This is a genomic window from Williamsia sp. D3 (assembly GCF_000506245.1).
GTDB classification, from domain to species: Bacteria; Actinomycetota; Actinomycetes; order Mycobacteriales; family Mycobacteriaceae; genus Williamsia; species Williamsia muralis.
Map to the genome: position 1 here is coordinate 170,118 of NZ_AYTE01000026.1, position 24,286 is coordinate 194,403.

The following is a 24,286-nucleotide window of genomic DNA, read 5'->3' on the forward strand; positions in this document are numbered from 1 at the left end:
ACCTGACGCTGGGGAGGAGGCGAAACCGTGTCCGCTCACACGTTCCCCAATCCGCACTAGATCTCCTGACTCGCTCACCTACTACAGGGAATGGTAGACGGCCGGTACCCCAGAACGGCAATCGAGGTCCGATCCGGCGCCTGACCTCGCCGGTCAGGTCCCCGGAGGTGAACCAGAGAGTTATTCAGTCCCGTATCGCGCCATGGGACCGGGAGACGTCTAGGCTTGACGTGGGCTGTTCGCAGCCTGCCATGTACTGAAAGTCGAGCTTGGAGGAGTTCACACGATCGTGTCAGCAACAGATGAGATTCGCGCGCTAACACAGCCCTCACACCCTGCTGACTGGAGCGAGGTGGACACCAAAGCCGTTGACACAGTGCGGGTTCTGGCCGCAGACGCGGTTCAGAAATGCGGCAGTGGACACCCCGGCACAGCCATGAGCTTGGCGCCGCTGGCCTACACGCTGTTCCAGCGAGTGATGCGGCATGACCCCACGGATACGGACTGGATGGGCCGCGACCGCTTCATTCTGTCCTGCGGACACTCGAGCCTGACGCTGTACATCCAGCTCTACCTCGGCGGATTCGGCCTCGAACTCGACGATCTCAAGGCGCTGCGCACCTACGAGTCCAAGACGCCCGGCCATCCTGAGTACCGCCATACGCGCGGCGTCGAGATGACCACCGGGCCACTCGGTCAGGGACTGGCCTCGTCGGTCGGGATGGCCATGGCCGCACGCTACGAGCGTGGACTGTTCGATCCGGACGCACCGGTCGGCCAGAGCGCGTTCGACCACTACATCTACGTGATCGCTTCCGACGGTGACATCGAAGAGGGCGTCACCTCGGAGGCAAGCTCACTGGCAGGCACCCAGCAGCTGGGCAACCTCATCGTGTTCTACGACAAGAACCACATCTCGATCGAGGACGACACCGACATCGCGCTGTCAGAGGACGTCGCCGCTCGCTATGAGGCATACGGCTGGCACGTTCAGCACGTCGAAGGCGGCGAGAACGTCACCGCGATCGAAGAGGCCGTCGAGAAGGCCAAGGCCGTGATCGACAAGCCGTCGATCATCGTCTTGCGCACCATCATCGGCTACCCCGCGCCCAACAAGATGAACACCGGCAGCGCCCACGGCAGCGCGCTCGGCGATGATGAGGTCGCCGAGACCAAGAAGCTGCTGGGCTTCGACCCCGACCAGACGTTCGAGGTTGCCGACGAGGTCATCGCGCACACCCGGCAGCTCGTGGACCGGGGCGCCGAACGGCGCAAGGCCTGGGAGAAGTCGTTCGACGAGTGGGCCGAGGCCAACCCGGACCGCAAGGCTCTACTCGACCGCCTCGTGGTGAACGGCCTGCCCGACGGCTGGACCGATGCGCTCCCCAAGTGGGAGGTCGGCGACAAGGATGTGGCCACCCGATCGGCGTCGGGCAAGGTGCTCTCCGCTCTCGGACCCGTTCTGCCCGAATTATGGGGTGGCTCGGCTGACCTCGCGGGCAGCAACAACACCACCATGGACGGGGCCGCGTCCTTCGGCCCCACCGGGATCAGCACCAAGAACTGGAGCGCGAACCCGTACGGGCGCACGCTGCACTTCGGTATCCGTGAACACGCGATGGGTGCGATCTTGTCGGGCATCGTCCGGCACGGACCGACCCGCGCATACGGCGGAACGTTCCTCCAGTTCGCCGACTACATGCGGCCGGCCGTACGACTGGCCGCGCTGATGAAGACCGATCCCATCTATGTGTGGACCCACGACTCGATCGGACTTGGCGAAGACGGACCCACCCACCAACCGATCGAGCACCTGGCGGCGCTGCGCGCGATCCCCGATCTCGACGTGGTGCGCCCCGGCGACGCCAACGAGACGGCCTACGCCTGGCAGGCAATCATGACCCGGCGGCACAATCCGGTCGGGCTGGCGCTCACCCGGCAGAACATCCCGATCCTGGAGGGAACGTCGGCCGAGGGTGTGGCGAAGGGCGGATACGTCCTGTCAGAGCCCGAGGGAGATCCTCAGGTCATCCTGATCGGCACCGGGTCCGAGGTGTACCTCGCCGTCGAGGCGCAAAAGGCCCTGAAGGACAAAGGAATCAATGCCCGCGTCGTGTCGATGCCATGCGTGGAGTGGTTCGACGAGCAGGACAGCAGCTACCGCGATTCGGTGCTGCCGCCCACGGTGAAGGCCCGAGTGGTCGTGGAAGCGGGTATCGCGATGCCGTGGTACCGCATCGTCGGCGACGCCGGTGAGATTGTGTCCATCGAGCACTATGGCGCCTCTGCCGACTACAAGGTGCTCTACGAGAAGTTCGGTATCACCGCAGAGGCCGTCATCGCCGCCGCCGAGCGTTCGGTCGCAAAAACCAACTGAATCTGCACAACACTTGAATTGGAGCGCAAAATGAGCGAACAGAACGCCAATCTTGCCGCACTGTCCCAGGCCGGCGTCTCGGTCTGGCTCGACGATCTCTCTCGCACCCGCATCCAGTCCGGCAATCTCGCCGAACTGATCGCCACCAAGTCGGTGGTGGGTGTCACCACCAACCCGTCGATTTTCCAGGCGGCATTGTCCAAGGGCAACGCCTACGACGATCAGGTCAACGAGCTGGCCGCCCGCGGCGCCGATGTGGATGCCACTATCCGCACGGTCACCACGGACGACGTGCGCAACGCGTGCGACGTGCTCGCCCCGCAGTACGAGGCATCCAAGGGTGTCGACGGGCGGGTCTCGATCGAGGTCGACCCGCGTCTCGCCCACGATTCCGACCAGACGGTCGCACAAGCGGTCGAGCTGTGGAAGATCGTCGATCGTCCCAACCTGCTGATCAAGATCCCGGCTACCGAAGCGGGCATCCCGGCCATCACCAAGGTCATCGCCGAGGGCATCAGCGTGAACGTGACGCTGATCTTCTCGGTCGAACGTTATGAACTGGTCATGGGCGCCTACATCGAGGGTCTGGAGAAGGCATCGGCAGCCGGACACGATCTGTCCAAGATCCATTCGGTCGCATCGTTCTTCGTCTCTCGCGTGGACACCGAGATCGACAAGCGACTCGATGCCATCGGCAGCGACGAGGCGAAGGCACTCAAGGGAAAGGCCGGCCTGGCCAACGCCCGTCTCGCCTACGTCGCCTACCAGAAGGTGTTCGAGGAGCAGCCGCGCTTCCGCGCACTGGCCGCCGCGGGTGCCAACGCCCAACGCCCACTGTGGGCCTCCACGGGCGTCAAGGACCCGAGCCTGCCGGACACCCTCTACGTCGGCGAGCTGGTGGCCCCCGGAACGGTGAACACCATGCCCGAGAAGACGATGGATGCCTTCGCCGACCACGGGAAGGTCAACCCCAACTCGATCATCGGTCAGGGTCCGGCGTCGCAGGAGGTGTTCGACAAGCTCTCCGCGATCGGGATCGACCTCACCGACGTCTTCCTGGCGCTCGAGAACGAGGGCGTGGAGAAGTTCGAGGTGGCGTGGCAGGAACTGATCGACGCCACCGCCGAGCAGTTGGCAGCCGGCTCGAAGGCCTGATCCCTTGGCCAAGGACGCAGCCGGGCAGTGGACGAATCCGCTGCGCGACGACCGTGACAAGCGTCTGCCCCGCATCGCCGGGCCCAGCAGTCTTGTCATCTTCGGCGTGACCGGCGACCTCGCGAAGCGCAAGTTGATGCCCGCGGTGTACGACCTCGCGAACCGGGGGCTTCTTCCCCCCGGTTTCGCGCTGGTCGGATTCGCCCGCCGGGACTGGGACCACGAGGATTTCTCCGAGGTGGTGCACGACGCCGTGCGCGCTCATTCCCGTACGCCGTTCCGCGAGGACGTCTGGGAGCGGCTCAGCGAGGGCTTCCGGTTCGTCCAAGGCACGTTCGACGACGACACGGCCTTCGAGAAGCTCCGGGACACCCTCGGGGAACTCGACGAGAAGCGCGGAACCGAGGGCAACCACGCCTTCTACCTGTCGATCCCGCCGGCGGCCTTCCCGGTGGTGTGCGAGCAGCTGTCGAAGTCGGGGCTGGCCGAGCAGTCCGACGACCATTGGCGGCGCGTGGTCATCGAGAAGCCGTTCGGTCACGACCTGGAGAGCGCAAAAGAGCTGAACTCGGTGGTGAACACCGTCTTCCCCGAGCACTCGGTGTTCCGCATCGACCACTACCTCGGCAAAGAGACCGTCCAGAACATCTTGGCGCTGCGCTTTGCCAACCAGCTGTTCGATCCGGTCTGGAGCTCGCACTATGTGGACCACGTGCAGATCACGATGGCCGAGGACATCGGACTCGGAGGCCGGGCCGGCTACTACGACGGCATCGGCGCCGCCCGCGATGTGATCCAGAACCACCTGATCCAGCTGATGGCCCTGATCGCGATGGAAGAACCCATCTCGTTCGAACCGCACGAACTGCAGACCGAGAAGATCAAGGTCCTCTCCGCAACACGCAACATCCTGCCGCTCGACGAGAACACCGCACGCGGACAGTACGAAGCCGGCTGGCAGGGCAGCGAAGAGGTGCCGGGGCTCAAGGACGAGAAGGGCTTTGCCGCGGACTCGACCACCGAGACCTTCGCCGCCATCGCACTCGAGGTCGACAGCAGGCGGTGGGCGGGGGTGCCTTTCTACCTACGGACGGGAAAGCGCTTGGGCCGCAGGGTCACCGAGATCGCACTGGTGTTCAAGCGCGCGCCGCACCTGCCGTTCGATCAGACGATGACCGAAGAGCTCAGCCAGAACGCACTGGTCATCCGGGTACAGCCGGACGAGGGCATCACGTTGCGTTTCGGGTCGAAGGTGCCGGGGTCGTCCATGGAGGTCCGGGACGTCAACATGGACTTCAGTTACGGACAGGCCTTCACCGAGTCGTCCCCCGAGGCGTACGAGCGTCTGATCCTCGATGTGCTGCTCGGCGAGCCATCGCTGTTCCCGGTCAATGCCGAGGTCGAACTGTCCTGGAAGATCCTCGACCCGGTGCTCGAACACTGGGCAGCGAACGGGAAGCCCGACGGTTATGAATCGGGCACCTGGGGTCCGAAATCGGCCGAGGAGATGCTGGCCCGGCACGGAAGGACCTGGCGACGTCCGTGATCGGTGTCGGGCAGATGGAGCAGCAGCGCTGCGAGGGCGACCAAGGAGTTGTAGTCATGCCGACGAAGGAGTTCCAGTCGTGATTGTCGAACTGCCCGATACCAGCACCACCGCGATCAGCAAGGAACTCATCAAGATCCGTGATGCCGGCGGTGCTTTCACGTCGGGCCGGGTGCTGACCCTGCTCGTCTGCTCGGACGAGGGCGAACCCACCGAAGGCGCGATCGACGCGGCCAACGAAGCCAGCCGTGAGCATCCTTGCCGGGTGATCGTGGTGTCGTGCGGCGACCGTCGGATGAAGTCGCGACTGGACGCACAGATCCGGGTCGGCGGCGACGCAGGCGCGTCGGAGGTGGTGGTTCTGCATCTCTACGGCGAATTGGCTAATCACGGCGAGAGCGTGGTCATCCCGTTCATGCTGCCGGACACACCGGTGGTGACGTGGTGGCCGGGCCGGCCACCCGAGAATCCTGCCGCCGATCCGATGGGGCAGCTCGGAAGACGCCGTATCACCGACACCAACAAGGCATCCGATGTGCCCGCAGCCCTCGCCGACCGACTGAGGACGTACTCCCCCGGCGACTCGGACATCGCGTGGTCCCAGATCACACCTTGGCGCGCCTTGCTCACCTCGGCGCTCGATCAACCGCCGCACAGTGCAGCGGTGTCCGCCGAGGTGGAAGGCCCTGCGGGATCTCCCGCGGTCGATCTGCTCGCCGGTTGGTTGCATGCCGTTCTGAAGGTGCCGGTGACCCGATCGGTCGGCAGCTTCAAGGTGACCCTCGAACGTGAGGCCGGACCGCTGGTGCTGTGCGTCGGTATGAGCAACCAGGCCATCATCTCCATTCCGGGCAAGCCCGACGGCAAGGTGGCCCTACCTGGTCGTGACATCCGCGACTGCCTCGCCGAAGAGCTGCGGCGACTCGATCCGGACGAGATCTACCACCTCGCCCTGCAGGGCGTCGACGGGCTGACCCGAGCGAAAGACAAGGTGCACGCATGAACGCCGATGCGCAGGTGATCCACTGCGCGGACAAGTCCGCGCTCGTCGAGTCGGTGGCCGCGCGTTTCATCGCCACGGTCACCTCGGCGCAGGCGGCACGCGGCAGCGCCTCGGTGGTACTGACCGGGGGTAGTAATGGAATCGCCCTGCTGGAAGCTCTGGCCAAGGACTCCGGCGACATCGACTGGTCCGCGGTGGATATCTACTGGGGTGACGAACGGTTCGTCACCGCCGACGACCCCGAACGGAACGCCGGGCAGGCTTACGGCGCGCTACTGAATCACGTTCCGGTGCAACCGGATCGGGTGTTCGTCATGGCTGCATCCGATGGCGGGTTCGGCGACGACATCGAAGCGGCAGCGGCCGATTACGCGGCGACTTTGTCGTCGAAAGCCGGCGACGGCCACCTGGTACCGGAGTTCGACGTCCACCTGGTCGGGATGGGCGGTGAGGGGCACATCAACTCTCTGTTCCCCCACAGTGCGGCGACTGCCGAAGCCGACGCCACCGTGGTTGCCGTCACCGACTCACCCAAGCCACCGCCCCAGCGGATCACGCTGACGTTCCCGGCTGTCGCCCGGGCCCGCGAGGTCTGGTTCCTGGTGTCCGGTGCCGAGAAGGCCGAGGCGGTGGCCGCCGGAGTCGGTGGGGCCGATCCTCTGGACTGGCCGTGTGCCGGGGCGCACGGCACGGACGCAACCGTGTGGTTCGTCGACCCGGACGCGGCGTCGCAGCTCACCTGATCAGCGCCGCAATCCCCCGCTGGCGTCGAACTCGGCCGATCGCCCCTCCATCTGGGCGTCGTGCCAATTCTCCCGGTGTTTGCGCATGATCGTCTCGTGGATCCGGGCGAACGGAGGGCAGATCCGGCGGACGGTCTCGATCAGGACCACCGCAGGCAGTCGCGCGATGATCCAGGCAATCCCGGGCGCCGCACTCGGCATGTTGTACCGGTGGCGCGTCCACGGCATCATGAAAACCGCCGAATAGGCGGAATACATTGTAGCGTTGTACTTTTCACGCAAGCGGCGAACACCCGTGTGACCATCGCGAGGCGCAAATGCGGCTGGGAACGATTCGATGAGTTCGGCGCCGTGATCGCCCGCGTCGTAACTGCGGGTGGAATTGACGAACGCCAGGAGCCGAAGCGAGTCGGCGATCGATTCGGGATACCACTGCATCCGGACGCCCAAGAGATGACCGAGGTAGCGCTGGTAATGCAACAGCACCCGGATCTCCCGGAGCGAGGTCTGCACCCCCACCAGCCAGAGAGCCATCGCCGGGACGACGCTGCCACCGAGCAGCGTCAGCAACTGGTACGACTGGCTGATGGGAACACCCCACCGCTCGGTGTCCCATTCGGGATGCTCGGCGACCTTTCGGCGCACCCACACGTGCATCACGCGAACCCGCATGGCTGTGGCACGGCCGGCCGATCCAGGTGTCAACAACGCGTCCGGCTCGGACACGTCGATCCAGAAACGGGCCGTCTCGAGGAACCTACGCAGGGCGTTGTCCCCCGCGTAACCGCCCGCCAGCGACAGCGGTGTGGCCACAGCCGCCTCGGTATACATCTCCAGGGTGATGCCGCCCGCCACGCTGAACAACGAGGTGCCCCATCGACGCCAGATGGCCTCTCCTTCGGCGATCATCGCCGGATCCACCCAGTCGGGGACGGTTTCGAACTCCTCGAACAGCGCCTTCATCGCTGCGGGAGGGTCCTCGATGGAATCGAGCCCCTCCGTCAAGGCCTTGTCGAGAAGAGCGCGGGCAGTGGGCGCTCCCAGCTCGCCGTACACCTCGTCGACAAATCGTTCGGCCACGGCGTCACTGCGGAACATGTCTTCGGCGAATGTCCGGATTTGTTCATCCGTGGGAAAGAGGTCGCGACCAGTTGTCTTGACAGCTGCCCGACGGACAGTCCTGAGCCACCGGTTGTCCTGAGCCGCGCTGTACTTGACGGCCGTCGGGAAACCGGGGACGGGCACACGCTGGTCTGGCAGTGTCGCGGACACAGGTTCTCCTCGGGTATAGAAAAGGTTGAGACTGTTTTGCGTAATCGTCTCACATCATCCGGCACTTTTTCTGGATTCATGGACAAGCCGATGTCGAGAAGCACCGAGCGACTCCGTCCCCGTAGTGAAACGGCCACAATGGGCCGTACCCACCAAGGAGAAGATGATGGCCAAGTACCTGTTGCTCAAGCACTACCGGGGTGGCCCGGCACCCCTGTTCGACACGCCGATGGACCAGTGGAAGCCCGAGGAGGTGTCCGCCCACATGCAGTTCATGGAGGACTTCGCCACCCGCCTGCAACGCAACGGCGAGTTCGTGGACGGCCAGGCGCTGTCAATGGAGGGAACGTTCGTGCGATACGACGGTGAGGGTCGCCCGCCGGTCACCGACGGCCCGTTCGCGGAGACCAAAGACCTGATCGCAGGCTGGATGGCAATCGATGTCGACAGCTATGACCGTGCTCTCGAGCTCGCTGCCGAACTGTCTGCGGCGCCCGGTGCGGGCGGTGAACCTCTTCGCGAGTGGCTGGAGGTGCGCCCCTTCCTCACCGCACCCACCGCGATCACGGAGTGACACGCGGTGGATGAGGCTCTCTTACGGAACCTCACGCCTGCTGTGATCGGAGTCCTCGTACGTCGCGGAGTGGACTTCGCGACGGCCGAGGACGCCGTGCAGGACGCACTGGTGGAGGCGATGAAGCTGTGGCCGACTGATTCTCCACGGGATCCGAAAGGCTGGCTGATCACTGTCTCATGGCGCAAGTTCCTCGACTCGGTGCGGTCGGAAAACGCTCGGCGTGACCGTGAGGTCCGTGCGGAGAACGAGCCGCCGCCCGGCCCTGGCCAGGTTGCCGACGACACACTCCACCTGTACTTCCTCTGCGCCCACCCATCTCTCACGCCGGCGTCGGCCGTCGCGCTCACCCTGCGGGCGGTCGGCGGCCTGAGTACCCGGCAGATCGCGCAGGCCTATCTCGTCCCCGAGGCAACGATGGCCCAGCGGATCAGCAGATCCAAACGAACCGTGTCAGACGTCCGCTTCGACCAGCCTGGTGATCTCGCGACGGTACTCCGGGTGCTCTATCTGGTGTTCAACGAAGGATATTCCGGCGACATCGACCTGGCCGGCGAGGCCATTCGACTGACCCGTCAGCTCGATGCGATGGTGCGGCAGGAGGAGGTCTCCGGCCTACTCGCACTCATGTTGCTCCATCACGCCCGGCGACCGGCACGGATAGGCCCCGACGGCGGCCTGGTGCCACTCGCCGATCAGGACCGGAGCCTTTGGGACACCGGCATGATCGCCGAGGGAGTCGACGTACTCCAGAACGCACTCGCCCGCGACAACCTCGGTGAGTTCCAGGCGCAGGCCGCCATCGCTGCCCTGCACGCCGACGCCCGATCGGCCTCGGAAACCGACTGGGTACAGATCGTGGAGTGGTACGACGAACTGATGCGACTCACCGACAGCCCGGTCGTTCGGCTCAATCGCGCTGTGGCGGTCGGTGAGGCCGACGGCCCGCGAGCCGGACTGGCCGCCTTGGCCGGGCTCGACACCGCACTGCCCCGGTACACGGCCGTCTGCGCCTACCTGCACGAACGCGACGGCGACATCCAGACCGCGGCGCGCCTGTATGCCGACGCCGCCCGATCAGCGCCCAGCGTGCCCGAACGTGACCACCTCACGCGTCAGGCGGCACGATTGAACGCGGCCCTGCGCGAGTGAGGGACGCCTGGCCGGCCGGACCGGCCAGGCGAGCCGTCAGCCGCTGTTGCGCAGAGCGGTTGCGAGACCGTTCATCGTGAGCTGGATGCCGCGGCGGACCAGCTCGGAGTCGTCCCCGCCGCGGTAACGCCGCAGAAGCTCCACCTGGAGGTGATTCAGCGGCTCGAGGTACGGAAAACGGTTGAAGACAGACCGTTTGAGCGCTGGGTTGTCGGCCAGGAGGTCGTCGGTCTTGGTGATCTTGAAGTACATGGCCGTTGTGCGTTCATGCTCTGTAGATATCATCCCGAAGACCTTGACACGCAGGTCCTCATCGGGGACGAGTCGCGAATAACGTTCGGCCAGACCGAGATCCGACTTGGCCATCACCTGCGCCATGTTCGACATCACCGTTCGGAAGAACGGCCAGCGCTCGTAATAGTCCGACAACGTCTCCAGCCGGCTGCTGTCGTTCCCCACCCACTGCTCGAACGCCGAACCCGTGCCGTACCAGCCGGGCAGCATCACGCGCGCCTGCGACCACGACAGGACCCACGGGATGGCGCGGAGGTCGGAGATCTTCTCGGTCTGTTTGCGAGAGGCCGGACGGCTGCCGATGTTCAGCGACCCGATCTCCGACAGGGGTGTCGAGTTCACGAAATACTCTACGAATCCAGGTGTCTCGTGAACCAGCTCGCTGTAGGTCCGGCGAGCCAGCGCAGCGAGTTCATCAAGCACCGCGTACGCCGCTTCCGCTTCGTCTCCGAGGCCCTCGGTGTCCAGGAGCGACGACTCGATGGTCGCGGCCAGCAACGTCTCGAGATTGCGCCGGGCGACAACGGGTTCGGCGTATTTGGCCGCGATCACCTCACCCTGCTCGGTGATGCGCAGCGACCCCTGGACGGCGCCCGGCGGCTGAGCCAGGATCGCGTCGTAACTCGGCCCACCCCCGCGGCCGACGGTACCGCCCCGGCCGTGGAAGAGCCGCAACCGGATTCCGGCCTTCTTGGCAGCTTCGACGAGGTCGAGTTCGGCACGGTAGAGCGCCCAGTTCGCGGCGAGATACCCTCCGTCCTTGTTGGAGTCCGAGTACCCGAGCATGATCTCCTGCATGCCCTCCTGCTGTTCAACCAACGCGCGGTACAACGGAACATCTAGTGCTGCAAGAAGAGTGGCCGCGCCTTGCTGCAGATCCTCGATGGTCTCGAAGAGAGGGACGACCCTGACGGTCGACGTCGGAGGAGTCTTCGCGTCACCGGGGTCGAACAGGCCTGCTTCCTTGAGCAGCACGATCGCCTCGAACAGATCGCTGACCGATGTGCACATGCTGATGACGTAGTTCGGAACGGCCTGTGGACCGAACGCGGCGACCGCCGAGGCGGCGGCTCGAACGATCGCCAGTTCCTTCTCGGCGAGCTCCGACAGTGTGGCGCCGGGTCCGACCAGTGGTCGACGGTTGCTCAGTTCCGCCGTCAGCAACTCGACCCGCTCGTGCTCGGACAACGACGTGTAGTCGTGATGGACTCCGGCCCAGGCGAGCAGTTCGGCCACCACCTCTTCGTGCATATCCGAGTTCTGCCGCATATCGAGGCCGGAAAGGTGGAATCCGAACGCGCGCACGGCTTCGCGGAGAGTCAGCAATCGGTCATCGGCGAGTTCGTCGTCGCCGTTCGCGCGCAGTGACGCATCGATGACGTCGAGGTCCGCCAGCAACTGCTCGGCATCGGCGTACGTCTCGGCCCCGTCTTTGGGGAAGCCCCCGTCGTTGACGGCCACAAAACGATCGTCGAACAACGAACCGGCGGTTGCAGCCAATCGACGCCGAACGGCCCGTAATGCCTGGCGATAAGGTTCGTCTGCGTCGGGGGTGCCGCGCTCCACGCCACCGAGCGCGAACACCTCGTCGTCGACCTCGGTCAGCCGCGACGTCAGGCTCAATTCCTGTGCCAGGACGGTCAATTCGGACAGATGATGCGCCACAGCGGTTTCCGCGGCACGCCGGGTCGCCATGCCCACGATCTCACCGGTGACAAACGGATTGCCGTCGCGGTCTCCACCGATCCATGAACCCATCCGGAGGATCGGATCGTCGGCGATGCCCGCAGATGGATAGTGCTCTTGGAGCCACGCCCGTAGCTCGGCATTGACCCGCGGAATGACCTCGAAGAACCCGGCATCGTAATACCGCAGACCAACCTCGATCTCATCCTGGATCTGGAGACGCTCGAGTCGGATCAACGCGGTTTCCCACAGCGTGAGGATTTGCCGCTTCAACGCGGTGTGCACGTCGTCGCGTTCAGCGGGTGTCAGTTCCGTACGTCCGGCGAAGCGCATCAGGTCGGTGATGCGGCGCTGCACCTCGAAGACCGTGCGACGTCGGGTCTCGGTGGGGTGGGCGGTGATCACGGGCACCACGGTCGCATCTGCCAACGCAGAGCCCACCTGTTCGTCGGTCAGACCGGCGGCAGACAGCTTGGAATATGTGGCGGCGAGACTAGAGCCTGCGGAGGGTCGCCGGCGCGCACGTGGATGGCGCGGCGACGCTCGCGATGAATGTCTTCGGCGAGGTTGGCGAGCAAGGCGAAGTGGCTGAACGCCCGGATGACCGAGATCGCGTCCTGGACGTCGATGTCGCGGAAGAGCTCTTCGAGTTCGGTGCGGTCGATTTCGTCGCGGCGGATCCGGAACGACTCGACGCGCGCCTTCTCGACCAGTTCGAAGGTTTCTTCTCCGGCGTGTTTGCGCACGATCTGCCCGAGGATCCCGCCGAGCAACCGGATGTCCTCGCGGAGTGGCTCGGTGAGCTCACGGTCGGTACTGCCGGCTTCCGGACGGGGCACGATGGGGCGCTTGTCAGTCACCGGTCAAGTATCTCTGGCCGGTCCATGCTCGCGCATCTCGGACATGGCCCGTGTCCGCGGAAGTTACGAGAGTTTGATGTCCAGACCGATGCCGAGGATGAAGATCAGCCAGATGACGCCGACGAACACGGTGAGGCGGTCGAGATTTCGCTCCACAACACTGGAGCCGGACAAACTCGACTGCACACCGCCGCCGAACAGCGACGAGAGTCCGCCGCCCTTGCCGCGGTGCAGCAGGACCAACACGATCAACAAGACGCTGGTGACCACCAGTCCGATGTCCAGGGCAAGCTTCACGTGTCGTTTCCTATCAGAGAGTTGTACTGACGGCCGATCTTCAACTGTACCGGCCGCGTCCCCCATCCCAGAATTGTGCCCTTTTGGCGAACAAACCCGCAGGTCAGCACCGCCAAAAGGGCACAAAATCGGTTGGTCAGGGCAGCGGTCCCCCGGCGGCGATCGCCGACAGGGTGGCGAACTCGTCGGACTTGAGCGACGCGCCACCCACCAGGGCACCGTCGACGTCGGTCTGTCCCACTATCTCGCCGACGTTCTTGGCATTCACAGATCCGCCGTAGAGGATGCGCACAGAGTCGGCGACCTTGGCGTCGGCCAGTTCGGCGATCGTGGCACGTAGCGCCGCGCACACCTCCTGGGCGTCGGCGGCACTGGCAACGCGGCCGGTGCCGATGGCCCACACGGGTTCGTAGGCGATGACAACCTTGCTGATCTCGTCGGCGGACAGACCCGCAAGCGATCCCTTGAGCTGCGCGATGTTGTAGTCGACGTGGTTGCCTGCCTCGCGCACCTCGAGGCCTTCGCCGAGACAGACGATGGGGGTCAGCTCGTACTTGAGCGCTGCCTTGGTCTTCGCCAGCACCACGTCGTCGGTCTCCGCGTGCATGGTGCGCCGCTCGGAATGCCCGACCACGACGAATGTGCACCCGAGCTTGGCCAGGAATGCGCCGCTGATCTCACCGGTGTACGCACCCGAATCGTGCGCCGAGAGGTCCTGCGCGCCATAGGTCAACAGCAACTTGTCGCCGTCGACGACGGTCTGCACGCTTCGGATGTCTGTGAACGGGGGGATCACCGTCACGTCGACCTTGTCGAAGTACTTGGCGGGCAACGCGAATGCGATCTTCTGCACCAGACCGATGGCCTCGAGGTGGTTGAGGTTCATCTTCCAGTTGCCGGCGATCAGCGGCTTACGATTGGCCATCCTAGTTCTCCAACACCTTCAGTCCGGGCAACTCTTTGCCTTCGAGATACTCCAGAGACGCACCGCCGCCGGTCGAGATGTGCGAGAACCCGTCCTCGGGGAGACCGAGGGTTCGGACCGCCGCCGCGCTGTCGCCGCCGCCGACCACGGAGAACGCTCCCCCGCTGGTGGCTTCGATGATCGCCTGGGCCAGGCCCTTGGTGCCGGCGGCGAACTTCTCGAACTCGAAGACACCGGCCGGGCCGTTCCAGAACACGGTCTTGGCCTCGTGCAACACCGCCGCGAAGCGCTTGACCGACTCGGGACCGATGTCCAATCCCATCCAGCCGTCCGGGATCTCTTCTGCCGACACGGTTTTGGCCTCGGCGTCGGCCGCGAACTTGTCCGCCACGACCACGTCCACGGGAAGGTGGATGACGTCCCCGAACCGCTCGAGCAAGGACTTGCAGACCTCGATCTGGTCTTCCTGCAGCAACGACGAACCGACCGACAGCCACGTGCGGCGAGGAAGGTGAACGCCATACCGCCGCCGATCACCAGGGTGTCGACCTTGGGCGCCAGGGCCTCGATGACGCCGATCTTGTCCGACACCTTGGAGCCGCCGAGCACCACCGCGTAAGGCCGGGCGGTGTCGGTGGTCAGCTTGGCCAGAACCTCGACCTCGGCTGCGACCAGGCCACCTGCGTAGTGCGGCAACAGCTTTGCCACGTCGTACACCGATGCCTGCTCCCGGTGCACCACACCGAATCCGTCGGAGACGAACGCGCCCTCATCACCGGTCAACTCCACCAGCGCCTTGGCGAGCTTCTCGCGCTCGGTCGCGTCCTTGGAGGTCTCGCGCGGATCGAACCGCACGTTTTTTTCGACCAACAGCACGTCGCCGTCGGTCAGACCTTCCGAGCGGGCCAGTGCGTCCCCGCCGACCACGTCACCGGCGAGCTGGACGTTACGGCCCAGCTCGGTGCCGAGACGCTCGGCGACCGGCGCGAGGGAGAACGCCGGGTCGGGCGCCCCCTTCGGACGGCCCAGGTGTGCGGTCACGATGACCTTGGCACCTGCGTCGGACAGAGCCTTGATGGTCGGCGCCGACGCAACGATGCGTCCGGCGTCGGTGATCTTGCCGCCGTCGAGAGGCACGTTGAGGTCGGAACGGACCAACACGGTCCTTCCTTCCACTCCGGTCTCGAGCAAATCGGCGAGGGTGGGAACCGAGGTGGTCACGGGTACGTCGTCTCCTGGCGCTGGAAGGACCGGATTACAGTGACTTGCCGACCAGGCCGATGAGGTCGACGAGGCGGTTGGAGTAGCCCCACTCGTTGTCGTACCACGACACGATCTTGACCTGGTCCTCGATCACCTTGGTCAGCGGCGCGTCGAAGATGCTCGAGTGCGGGTCGGTGACGATGTCGGAGGACACGATCGGGTCGGTGCTGTACTTCAGGATGCCCTTGAGGGGGCCCTCGGCGGCAGCCTTCATCGCGGCGTTGATCTCGTCGACGCTTGCCGACTTCTTGAGGTTCGCGGTGAGGTCGGTGACCGAGCCGGTCGGGATCGGCACGCGGAGTGCGTAACCATCGAGCTTGCCGAGCAGCTGCGGGAGCACGAGCCCGATCGCCTTGGCGGCACCGGTGCCGGTCGGGACCACGTTCAGAGCGGCAGCGCGCGCACGACGGAGGTCACTATGCGGTCCGTCCTGGAGGTTCTGGTCCTGCGTGTAGGCGTGGATCGTGGTCATCAGACCCTTGACGATGCCGAACTCGTCGTCGAGGACCTTGGCGATGGGGCCGAGGCAGTTGGTGGTGCACGAAGCGTTGGAGATGATGTTCTGGCTGCCGTCGTACTTGTCGTCGTTGACGCCCATCACGATGGTGATGTCCTCGCCCTTTGCGGGCGCGGAGATGATGACCTTCTTGGCGCCGGCGTCCAGGTGGCCCTTCGCCTTGGCAGCATCGGTGAAGATTCCGGTGGACTCGACGACGACGTCGACACCGAGGTCGCCCCACGGCAGCGCCGACGGGCCTTCGCGCAGCGACAGCGCCTTGATCTTCTGATCGCCGACGACGATGGTGTCGTCACCTTCGAGCGAGACGTCCTGCGGCAGGCGGCCCAGGATGGAGTCGTACTTGAGCAGATGAGCCAGGCTCGCGTTGTCGGTGAGGTCGTTGACGGCGACGATCTCGACGTCGGTGGTGCCCAACGCCTTTTGTGCTTCCACGGCACGGAAGAAGTTGCGGCCGATCCGGCCGAATCCGTTGACGCCTACCCGAACGGTCACTGTGAGCTCCTTAGCTATGCGGTGTGCTGGGCCATTGTGTGGCTCCCGCCTCTGCGGCAGTGATCAGCCTAGTCGGCCCCGAACAGCCAGGCACGCCCGGTCCTGGCACCGGGCGTGGTGGGACGCCGAAGCGTCCGGCCGCGCTCGTCAGTCGTCGTCGAGCAGGTCGGCGGTGACCGCCGACTCGGTGTCGGGGATGCCTTCGGTCCGCGCCTTTTTGTCGGCCATCGACAGCAGACGCCGGATACGGCCCGCCACAGCGTCTTTCGTCATCGGCGGATCGGCGAGCTGGCCCAACTCCTCCAGCGATGCCTGCCGGTGGGTGATCCGGAGCTGTCCCGCCGAGATCAGGTGATCCGGCACCTGGTCGCCGAGGATCTCGAGCGCGCGCTCCACCCGGGCCGCAGCCGCAACAGCGGCACGCGCCGATCGACGCAGGTTGGCGTCGTCGAAGTTCGCCAGGCGGTTGGCGGTGGCACGCACCTCGCGACGCATCCGACGCTCTTCCCAGGTGAGCCGGGTGTCCTGCGCTCCCATGCGGGTCAGCAACGCGCCGATGGCCTCGCCGTCGCGGATCACCACGCGGTCGGCGCCGCGGACCTCACGGGCCTTGGCGGTGACACCGAGCCGCCGAGCTGCACCCACCAGGGCCAGCGCGGCCTCCGGCCCGGGGCAACTGACCTCCAGGGCCGAGGAACGGCCGGGCTCGGTGAGCGATCCGTGCGCGAGAAATGCTCCACGCCAGGCAGCTTCGGCATCACCGATGGTGCCGCCGACCACCTGGGCCGGTAGGCCACGCACGGGTCTGCCTCGCATGTCCAGCAGGCCGGTCTGACGGGCCAATGCCTCGCCATCCTTGGTGACGCGGACGATGTACCGGGCACTCTTGCGGATGCCGCCGGCACTGAGGACGTGGAACTCGGAGTTGTACCCGTAGAGGTCGAAGATCGCCTGGCGCAGCCGCCGCGCGACGTTGCCGAGGTCGACCTCGGCCTCCACCACCACACGTCCCGCGACGATGTGGAGTCCGCCCGCGAAACGCAGTAGAGCCGAGACCTCGGCCTTGCGGCTGCTCACCTGCGTGACCGCCAGACGACTCAGTTCGTCTTTGACCGCGGATGTCATCGCCACCGGACGCCGTCTCCCTCTGTGGTTGTTGGAACTATCGATCTGTAACTGGCGGCTTCACTATCGCACAGGCCGGCGATGAGAGCCGCCACGCGAGCGGGGTCGTGGGTGTGGGTGCCAGGGACTGCCAGTTCGCCGTCGTGCAGGGTGGCACCGAACTTCGCGGCAGCTCGTTCCACATGCTCGCGTTCGCGTCCGAACGGCACCGACGCCGAGTCGACGACCACGTGGTCGACCCGGAAATCGTCGGCGTGGGCGAGCAGGACGTGCAGGTGCCGTTCAACCGAAAAACCGGCTGTCTCACCGGGTTCGGGGGCGAGGTTGACGATGAGGATCTTGCGCGCCGCCGTCCGTTTCAGGGCGGCGAGCTGCTCGGGTACCAACACATGCGGGATCACGCTCGAGAACCAGGACCCCGGGCCGAGGACCACCACGTCGGCTCCGTCGATGGCGTCGACAGCCTCCGGGCACGCCGGCGGCTGGTGCGGCAGCAACCGGACCCGGCGCACCTTGCCCGGCGTGGTCGCGACCGCGACCTGACCACGGATCGAATGGCTGATCCGCGGGTCGGCTTCGAGCCCGGACACATCGGCTTCGATGTCGAGGGCGGTGGCCGACATCGGCAACACCCTGCCCTGCACACCGAACAATGTGGTGATCATCTCCAGCGCCTTGACCGCGTCGCCGGTGACCTCGGTGAGCCCGGCGAGCAGCAGATTTCCGACCGGATGGCCTGCCAGGGCTCCGCGCCCGCCGAAACGGTGCTGCAACAGCGCGGCCCACTCCTCGGGTGGCCGTGCACCGGTGACCCCGGAGACATCCCGGTTCTCTGGTTCGGTGGCAGCGAGCAAGGCGGCAATGGCCATCCGGAGGTCACCGGGCGGCAGGACGCCGAGTTCGGACCGCAGACGTCCGGACGATCCGCCGTCGTCCGCGACCGTCACCACGGCGGTGACGTTGTTGCTCAACCGGCGCATGGCGGTGAGGGTGGCGTACAGACCATGCCCCCCACCCAGCGCGACGATCGAGGGGTCGCGGCCGGTCATTCGCGACCCAGATCCCGATGGGCCACCCGTACCGCAAAAGCGGCCGCGCCATCGGCCGGGCACGACAATCGGGCGGCGATGGCCTCGCTCATCGCGACGCTTCGGTGTTTTCCACCGGTGCACCCGATGGCAACCGTCATGTACCTCTTGCCCTCGCGCCGGTATCCCGCACCGACCAGTCTCAAGATCTGCTCGTATTTCTCCAGGAACTCATCGGCGCCCTCCTGACCCAGCACGTAGTCACGCACCGGCTCCTCGAGACCGTTGTGGTCGCGGAGCTCCGGCACCCAGTGTGGATTGGGCAGGAAACGAACGTCGGCCACCATGTCCGCGTCGATCGGCAGCCCGTACTTGAACCCGAACGATTCGACCACCACGCTCACGTCAGCGACCGACGCGTTCGCATATGCGCCCTCGATGATCACCCGCAACCTGGCCACCGACAGATTCGAGGTGTCGATGACAAGATCCGCCCGTTCCTTCACCGCAGCCAGCATCGCCCGCTCGGTCGCGATGGCCGAGATCAGAGTGCCGTTGCCCTGCAACGGATGTCGGCGACGTACCTGCTCGAACCGCTGCACCAGCACCTGGTCCGACGCCTCGATGAACACCACCTTGGGATCGACACCGGTCAGGGCCAGTTCGGAGCGCAAGGCATCGAGGGCCGAGGCGTAGGAGTCGATCTGGATACGCATCACGATCGCCATCCGGGAGATGGCGGAGTCGTCGCGGCGCGCCACGTCCACCATCGACCTGATCAACGTGTGCGGGACGTTGTCCACCACGTACCAGCCGGCGTCTTCGAGCAGGTTCGCAACGGTGCTGCTGCCGGCACCGGACAGTCCGGTGACCAGCAACACCTCGGTCAGCCCTGGGGCGCCGGTTGTGGTGCCGGCCTGCGATTCACTCACCTGGCGGATCCTGTCTGTTCACTACCCTGATTATGTTCGACAAGTGCCTCTTGCACCGCCCGAGCGGTGGTCTGGCCGATCCCGGGTACCTCGGAGATCTGTTCGATGGTGGCCTGCCGCAGATTGGCCACCGACCCGAAGTGCGCGACAAGAGCCGCACGCCGGGTTGCTCCCAACCCGGGCACGCCGTCGAGTGCCGAGGCGGTCATCCGTTTGCTGCGCTTGCTGCGATGGAAGCTGATCGCGAACCGGTGCGCCTCATCGCGTACCCGCTGCAGGAGGAAGAGCGCTTCGCTGGTCCGGGGGAAGATGACCGGATCATCGTCGCCGGGCACCCACACCTCTTCGAGTCGTTTGGCCAGACCGATCACCGCGACATCGGTGATGTTCAACTCGTCCAGGACCGCCGCCGCCGCATGCACCTGTGGCGCGCCGCCGTCCACGACAAAGAGATTCGGTGGGTAGGCGAACTTGCGCGGACGCCCCGTCTTCGGGTCGATCGCCGCTTCCGGCGCCATGTCTCCCCCGTTCGGATCTACCTCGGCGACGCCGTCAGCCGCTATGCCCCCACCGATCGCCGCGGTTGTCACCGGAGCTGCGGCCGCGACATCGGCACGGTGGCGCAGGAACCTGCGGCGTGTGACCTCGGCGATCGAGGCGACATCGTCGGACCGGCCGTCCCCGGCGGCCTCACGGATCGCGTAGTGCCGGTAGTCGGACTTGCGTGGCAGGCCGTCTTCGAACACCACCAACGATGCAACCACGTCCGTGCCCTGCACGTGCGAGATGTCGATACATTCGATCCGCAGCGGCGCGGTGTCGAGGCCGAGGGTGTCCTGGATCTCGGTGAGGGCGGCCGACCGGGTCGTCAGGTCGCCCGCACGCTTGAGCTTGTGCTGGTTGAGGGCGTCGGCGGCGTTGCGCGCCAGGGTCTCCATCAACGCCCGTTTGTCACCGCGTTGAGGGATGCGCAGGTCCACGTTGCTTCCCCGCAGGCTCGAGAGCCATTCGCGGACTTCGTCGACGTTCGGGGGCAGCGTCTGGACCAGTACCTCCCGGGGTACCGGGTCGGCCTTCGCGTGGCCATCCTCCACGTCGATCGAGTCGGCTTGATCGACTTGCTCGCCGTAGAACTGCGTGAGGAACTGCCCGACCTGCTCGGCCATCTGGTCGTCGCCGGACTTCTCCACGATCCACCCACGTTGACCACGGACGCGGCCGCCGCGGACATGGAAGACCTGCACCGACACCTCGAGCTGGTCGCCGTCCATGGCCACGAGATCGGCGTCGGTGCCGTCTCCGAGTACCACGGCCTGCCGTTCGAGTGCCCGCCGCAGGGCCCCGATGTCGTCGCGCAGCCGGGCCGCGCGCTCGAAGTCCAGCTCTGCCGATGCGCGTTCCATCTGGCCCTGGAGGTTGTTGATCATGCGATCGGTGCGCCCGGCGAGGAAGTCGCAGAAGTCCTCGACGATGGTCCGGTGTTCTTCTGCGCTGACGCGCCCGATGCACGGGGCCGCGCACTTGTCGATGTAACCCAGCAGACACGGTCGGTCGATCTGCTTGTGCCGCTTGAACACTCCGGAGGAACACGTGCGAGCGGGAAACACCCGGGTGAGCAGATCGAGGGTCTCGCGAATCGCCCAGGCATGCGAATAGGGCCCGAAGTAGCGGACCCCCTTGCGACGTGGTCCGCGGTAGACGAACAACCGCGGGTATTCCTCGGCCATCGTGACGGCGAGCATCGGGTAGCTCTTGTCGTCGCGGTAGCGGACGTTGAAACGCGGATCGAACTCTTTGATCCAGTTGTATTCGAGTTGCAGGGCCTCGACTTCGGTGGACACCACGGTCCACTCGACGGATGCCGCCGTGGTCACCATCTGGCGCGTACGGGGGTGCAGCGAGGACAGGTCCGCGAAGTAAGAGGTCAGCCGCGAACGAAGACTTTTCGCCTTGCCCACGTAGATCACCCGATGGTGGATGTCCCTGAATTTGTACACACCGGGCTCGGTGGGAATGCTCCCCGGAGCCGGGCGGTACGTAGACGGGTCAGGCACGATTCCAGGCTAGTACCCCGCGCCGACAAGGCCGCACACGCGGCCGCCGCCCCCGGTGAGGACTCGCGATGCTCAGGTCAGCGTTCAGGGTCGTGGGTGTATCGGTCGCGCAGGGCGCGGAACTCGTTCATGGCCGCGATCGCCCTCTCGCCGTCGTTCGCCTGGATGGCCAGTACCGGGACGTGTTCGTCGTCCGGGAGTTCCAGGCGCGCCCAGTTCGCGCTGTCCGGATACCTGAGCCCACGCACGATGCTCCAGTCGAAAATGCGCTCCTGCAACAGGTTCCGGACCGCGACGCCCTCCGCCCCGACCCTGATGCGGGCGCGGGTGAGGGTGAGGAGCGACCCACCGATCAGGCACCCGATCAGTGCCATGGCGACCTGGTCCGAGGTGCGGAAGTACGCGCCGGTGTCCGAGACGCGCAACAGCGCTGCGATCACGATGAAGACGATGATGATGGCCGCCCCTGCGACGATCGCATAGCGCGGCGACTTCCGTGGTTTGTACACCAGCTGCCATCGGTCCTCGTCCCGGCTGCCGGAGGTGTTCGTGGTCACGGTCGAACGCAGCCTCATCGGACCTCGGCCGGGTTGTCGTCTCGGGCGAGTGTCCGCAAGGTCAGCGCCGACGCGATCGCCGCGGTGGCAGCCTGGGCGCCCTTGTCTTCTTTCGACTCGGGAAGTCCGGCACGGTCGAGCGCCTGCTGTTCGTCCAGCGTGGTCAGCACCCCGTTGCCGACGGGGGTCGACTCGTCGAGCGACACCCGGGTCAGACCTGCGGTGACCGCATCGCAGACGTATTCGAAGTGAGGCGTCTCGCCCTTGATCACCACTCCGAGGGCCACGACGGCGTCATGGGTCCGGGCCAGCGCCTGCACGATGACGGGCAGTTCGATGGCACCGGCCACGCGGATCACCGTAGGCGCATCGATCCCGGCCTTGGCCGCGGCGGTGGTGGCGCCGCGCAGCAGCGATTCGCAAATGGTCGAATGCCATTGCGAGGCAACGATCGCCAGTCGCAGACTGCTCGCGTCACCGAGCTCGAGTTCGGGTTCTCCGGCGCCGCTCATGCGGGGTTGCCTCCGCTCACGTTGAAGGGATGGCCCGGGTCGTCTTCGAGTCCGACCAGGTCGTGGCCCATCCGGTCGCGCTTGGTCCGCAGATAACGCAGGTTCTCGGCGTTGGGACGCACGGGCATCGGCACTCGTTCGGTGACGTGCAGGCCGTAACCGTCGAGGCCCACCCGCTTGGCCGGATTGTTAGTCAGCAACCGCATCGACGACACACCCAGATCGACGAGGATCTGTGCCCCCAGACCGTAGTCGCGGGAGTCGGCAGGCAGACCCAGCTCCAGGTTGGCGTCGACCGTGTCCGACCCGGCATCCTGCAGCTGATAGGCCTGCAGCTTGTGCAGCAGGCCGATGCCGCGGCCCTCGTGGCCCCGCATGTAGAGGACGATCCCGCGGCCTTCGTCGGCCACCATCTCCAGGGCGGCGTCGAGCTGGGGACCACAATCACAACGCAGCGACCCGAAGACATCGCCGGTCAGACACTCGGAGTGGACGCGAACCAGCACGTCGTTGCCCTCGCCGTCTGCGCCGGCGATGTCGCCCAATACCAGCGCGACGTGTTCGACATCGTCGTAGATGCTGGTGTAACCGACAGCCCGGAACGTGCCGTGCGCCGTCGGGATCCTGGCATCGGCCACCCGCACCACATGCTTCTCATGGCGACGTCGCCAGGCGATCAGGTCGGCGATGGAGATCAGCGCGAGGTCGTGTTCGTCGGCGAACACCCGCAGTTCCGGGGTCTGGGCCATCGCGCCCTCGTCCTTCTGGCTGACGATCTCGCAGATGACCCCGGCAGGCGACAGATCGGCCATCCGAGCCAGATCGACCGCGGCCTCGGTGTGGCCGGGGCGGCGAAGTACACCGCCCTCCTTGGCGCGCAGTGGAACGACGTGGCCGGGCCTGGTGAAGTCCCCCGCCGTGCTCGCCGGGTCGGCCAGCAGGCGCATGGTGGCGGCGCGATCCGATGCGCTGATGCCTGTTCCGATTCCCTCGCGGGCATCAACCGTCACGGTGTAGGCGGTGCCGTGCTTGTCCTGGTTCATCGAGTACATCGGCGGAAGCCCGAGGCGGTCACAGTCGGCACCGTCGAGTGGCACACACAGGTATCCCGAGGTGTAGCGGACCATGAAGGCCACGAGTTCAGGGGTGGCCTTCTCGGCCGCGAAGATCAGGTCGCCCTCGTTCTCCCGGTCCTCGTCGTCCACGACGACAACGGCTTTTCCGGCAGCGATGTCGGCGATGGCCCGCTCCACCGTGTCGAACCTGGTGGTCTGGCGCAGGCCGTCGACCTCGTCCGTTGGACTGTTCATCGCTGTACTCCGATCGCGGCTAGCCGTTCGACGTATTTGGCGATCACGTCGACCTCCAGGTTAACGACCACGCCCGGGACGGCCGCACCCAGCGTCGTCAGATCGAGAGTGGTTGGGATGAGCGAGATCTCGAACCAATCGGGTCCGATGGCCGAAACGGTCAGTGACACACCGTCGACGGTGATCGAGCCCTTCTCGACGATGTAGCGCGCAACCGCTGTCGTGGTACCGATCCGCACGACGGTCCAGTTCTCCGCCTGGTTCACGGTCTGGACGGTGCCGACACCGTCGACATGCCCCTGCACGATGTGTCCGCCGAAACGGCCACCGGCGGGCATCGCACGCTCGAGGTTGACCGGGCTGCCGGGACTGACGGTGGCCAGTGAGCTGCGGGTGAGGGTCTCGGCCATCACGTCGACGGTGAACTCACCGCCGGGCCGCAGTTCCACCACGGTCAGGCAGACGCCGTTGACGGCGATCGAGTCACCGTGACCGGCATCGCTGGTGACCAGCGGCCCACGGACGGTGAACCGCGCCGCGTCGGACAGGTCCTCACGCGCGACGATACTGCCGCGTTCTTCGACGATTCCGGTGAACATCGCCAACTCC

At 65.7% G+C, this 24,286-nt stretch carries 19 protein-coding genes and 2 pseudogenes; 7 read left to right on the plus strand and 14 right to left on the minus strand.

The features are described from left to right. Positions 1-289: 289 nt before the first annotated feature. The 5 genes from tkt (at position 290) to pgl (ending at position 6,824) form a co-directional block, all read left to right on the plus strand. Entirely contained in the window at positions 290-2,377 is a 2,088-nt protein-coding gene (gene tkt, locus W823_RS45870) for a transketolase (protein ID WP_023959397.1), read from the plus strand. Positions 2,378-2,407: 30 nt separating this feature from the next. Further along, entirely contained in the window at positions 2,408-3,532 is a 1,125-nt protein-coding gene (gene tal, locus W823_RS45875) for a transaldolase (RefSeq protein WP_023959399.1), read from the plus strand. Between the two features lie 4 nt (positions 3,533-3,536). Next, entirely contained in the window at positions 3,537-5,078 is a 1,542-nt protein-coding gene (zwf, locus tag W823_RS45880; protein ID WP_023959401.1) for a glucose-6-phosphate dehydrogenase, read from the plus strand. A 79-nt stretch (positions 5,079-5,157) separates the two neighbouring features. After that, a complete protein-coding gene (locus W823_RS45885; RefSeq protein WP_023959403.1) occupies positions 5,158-6,081 on the plus strand; it encodes a glucose-6-phosphate dehydrogenase assembly protein OpcA in 924 nt (307 codons plus the stop codon). Then, positions 6,078-6,824, plus strand: a complete 747-nt coding sequence (gene pgl / locus W823_RS45890; RefSeq protein WP_023959405.1) for a 6-phosphogluconolactonase — start codon at positions 6,078-6,080, stop codon at positions 6,822-6,824. The genes W823_RS45885 and pgl overlap by 4 nt, the downstream gene beginning before the upstream one ends. On the opposite strand, the gene W823_RS45895 is transcribed toward pgl, so the two are convergent. Beyond that, positions 6,825-8,096, minus strand: a complete 1,272-nt coding sequence (locus W823_RS45895) for an oxygenase MpaB family protein (protein WP_023959407.1) — start codon at positions 8,094-8,096, stop codon at positions 6,825-6,827. Positions 8,097-8,262: 166 nt separating this feature from the next. On the opposite strand from W823_RS45895, the gene W823_RS45900 reads away from it, so the two are divergent. Together W823_RS45900 and W823_RS45905 are read left to right on the plus strand one after the other, a co-directional pair. Beyond that, the gene (locus W823_RS45900; protein ID WP_030163110.1) at positions 8,263-8,670 is read left to right on the plus strand and encodes a YciI family protein; all 408 of its coding nucleotides are present in this window, start codon (positions 8,263-8,265) and stop codon (positions 8,668-8,670) included. A gap of 6 nt (positions 8,671-8,676) precedes the next feature. Beyond that, complete coding sequence (locus W823_RS45905) at positions 8,677-9,822, plus strand: RNA polymerase sigma factor (protein ID WP_023959411.1); 1,146 nt, start codon at positions 8,677-8,679, stop codon at positions 9,820-9,822. 36 nt (positions 9,823-9,858) lie between these two features. Here the strand turns inward: W823_RS45905 and ppc are convergent. The 13 genes and pseudogenes from ppc to W823_RS45970 form a co-directional block, all read right to left on the minus strand. Next, a pseudogene (gene ppc / locus W823_RS45910) lies at positions 9,859-12,662 on the minus strand (phosphoenolpyruvate carboxylase). Between the two features lie 63 nt (positions 12,663-12,725). Further along, positions 12,726-12,959, minus strand: coding sequence for a preprotein translocase subunit SecG (secG, locus tag W823_RS45915; protein WP_023959413.1), 234 nt, complete (start codon positions 12,957-12,959; stop codon positions 12,726-12,728). Positions 12,960-13,095: 136 nt separating this feature from the next. Continuing rightward, positions 13,096-13,884: a triose-phosphate isomerase gene (tpiA, locus tag W823_RS45920; RefSeq protein WP_023959415.1), complete on the minus strand. Its 789-nt coding sequence runs from the start codon at positions 13,882-13,884 to the stop codon at positions 13,096-13,098. Position 13,885: 1 nt separating this feature from the next. Then, positions 13,886-15,021, minus strand: a pseudogene (gene pgk / locus W823_RS45925) (phosphoglycerate kinase). Positions 15,022-15,139: 118 nt separating this feature from the next. Next, positions 15,140-16,159 carry a type I glyceraldehyde-3-phosphate dehydrogenase gene (gene gap / locus W823_RS45930; RefSeq protein WP_023959417.1) on the minus strand — a complete coding sequence of 340 codons (1,020 nt, stop codon included), beginning with the start codon at positions 16,157-16,159 and terminating at the stop codon, positions 15,140-15,142. Positions 16,160-16,306: 147 nt separating this feature from the next. After that, positions 16,307-17,290, minus strand: a complete 984-nt coding sequence (whiA, locus tag W823_RS45935) for a DNA-binding protein WhiA (protein ID WP_023959419.1) — start codon at positions 17,288-17,290, stop codon at positions 16,307-16,309. Beyond that, positions 17,281-18,333, minus strand: coding sequence for a uridine diphosphate-N-acetylglucosamine-binding protein YvcK (gene yvcK, locus W823_RS45940; RefSeq protein ID WP_023959421.1), 1,053 nt, complete (start codon positions 18,331-18,333; stop codon positions 17,281-17,283). Before yvcK ends, whiA begins: the two co-directional genes overlap by 10 nt. Next, positions 18,330-19,253, minus strand: a complete 924-nt coding sequence (gene rapZ / locus W823_RS45945) for an RNase adapter RapZ (RefSeq protein ID WP_051406560.1) — start codon at positions 19,251-19,253, stop codon at positions 18,330-18,332. The genes yvcK and rapZ overlap by 4 nt, the downstream gene beginning before the upstream one ends. Then, entirely contained in the window at positions 19,241-21,298 is a 2,058-nt protein-coding gene (gene uvrC / locus W823_RS45950; RefSeq protein WP_023959425.1) for an excinuclease ABC subunit UvrC, read from the minus strand. The genes rapZ and uvrC overlap by 13 nt, the downstream gene beginning before the upstream one ends. Positions 21,299-21,375: 77 nt before the next feature. Further along, positions 21,376-21,855: a PH domain-containing protein gene (locus W823_RS45955; RefSeq protein WP_235189572.1), complete on the minus strand. Its 480-nt coding sequence runs from the start codon at positions 21,853-21,855 to the stop codon at positions 21,376-21,378. Between the two features lie 14 nt (positions 21,856-21,869). Further along, positions 21,870-22,367, minus strand: a complete 498-nt coding sequence (gene ribH / locus W823_RS45960) for a 6,7-dimethyl-8-ribityllumazine synthase (RefSeq protein WP_023959429.1) — start codon at positions 22,365-22,367, stop codon at positions 21,870-21,872. Continuing rightward, the gene (locus W823_RS45965; RefSeq protein ID WP_023959431.1) at positions 22,364-23,677 is read right to left on the minus strand and encodes a bifunctional 3,4-dihydroxy-2-butanone-4-phosphate synthase/GTP cyclohydrolase II; all 1,314 of its coding nucleotides are present in this window, start codon (positions 23,675-23,677) and stop codon (positions 22,364-22,366) included. Before W823_RS45965 ends, ribH begins: the two co-directional genes overlap by 4 nt. Next, on the minus strand, positions 23,674-24,276 hold the full coding sequence (locus tag W823_RS45970; RefSeq protein ID WP_023959433.1) for a riboflavin synthase: 603 nt from the start codon (positions 24,274-24,276) through the stop codon (positions 23,674-23,676). The genes W823_RS45965 and W823_RS45970 overlap by 4 nt, the downstream gene beginning before the upstream one ends. Positions 24,277-24,286 lie beyond the last annotated feature (10 nt).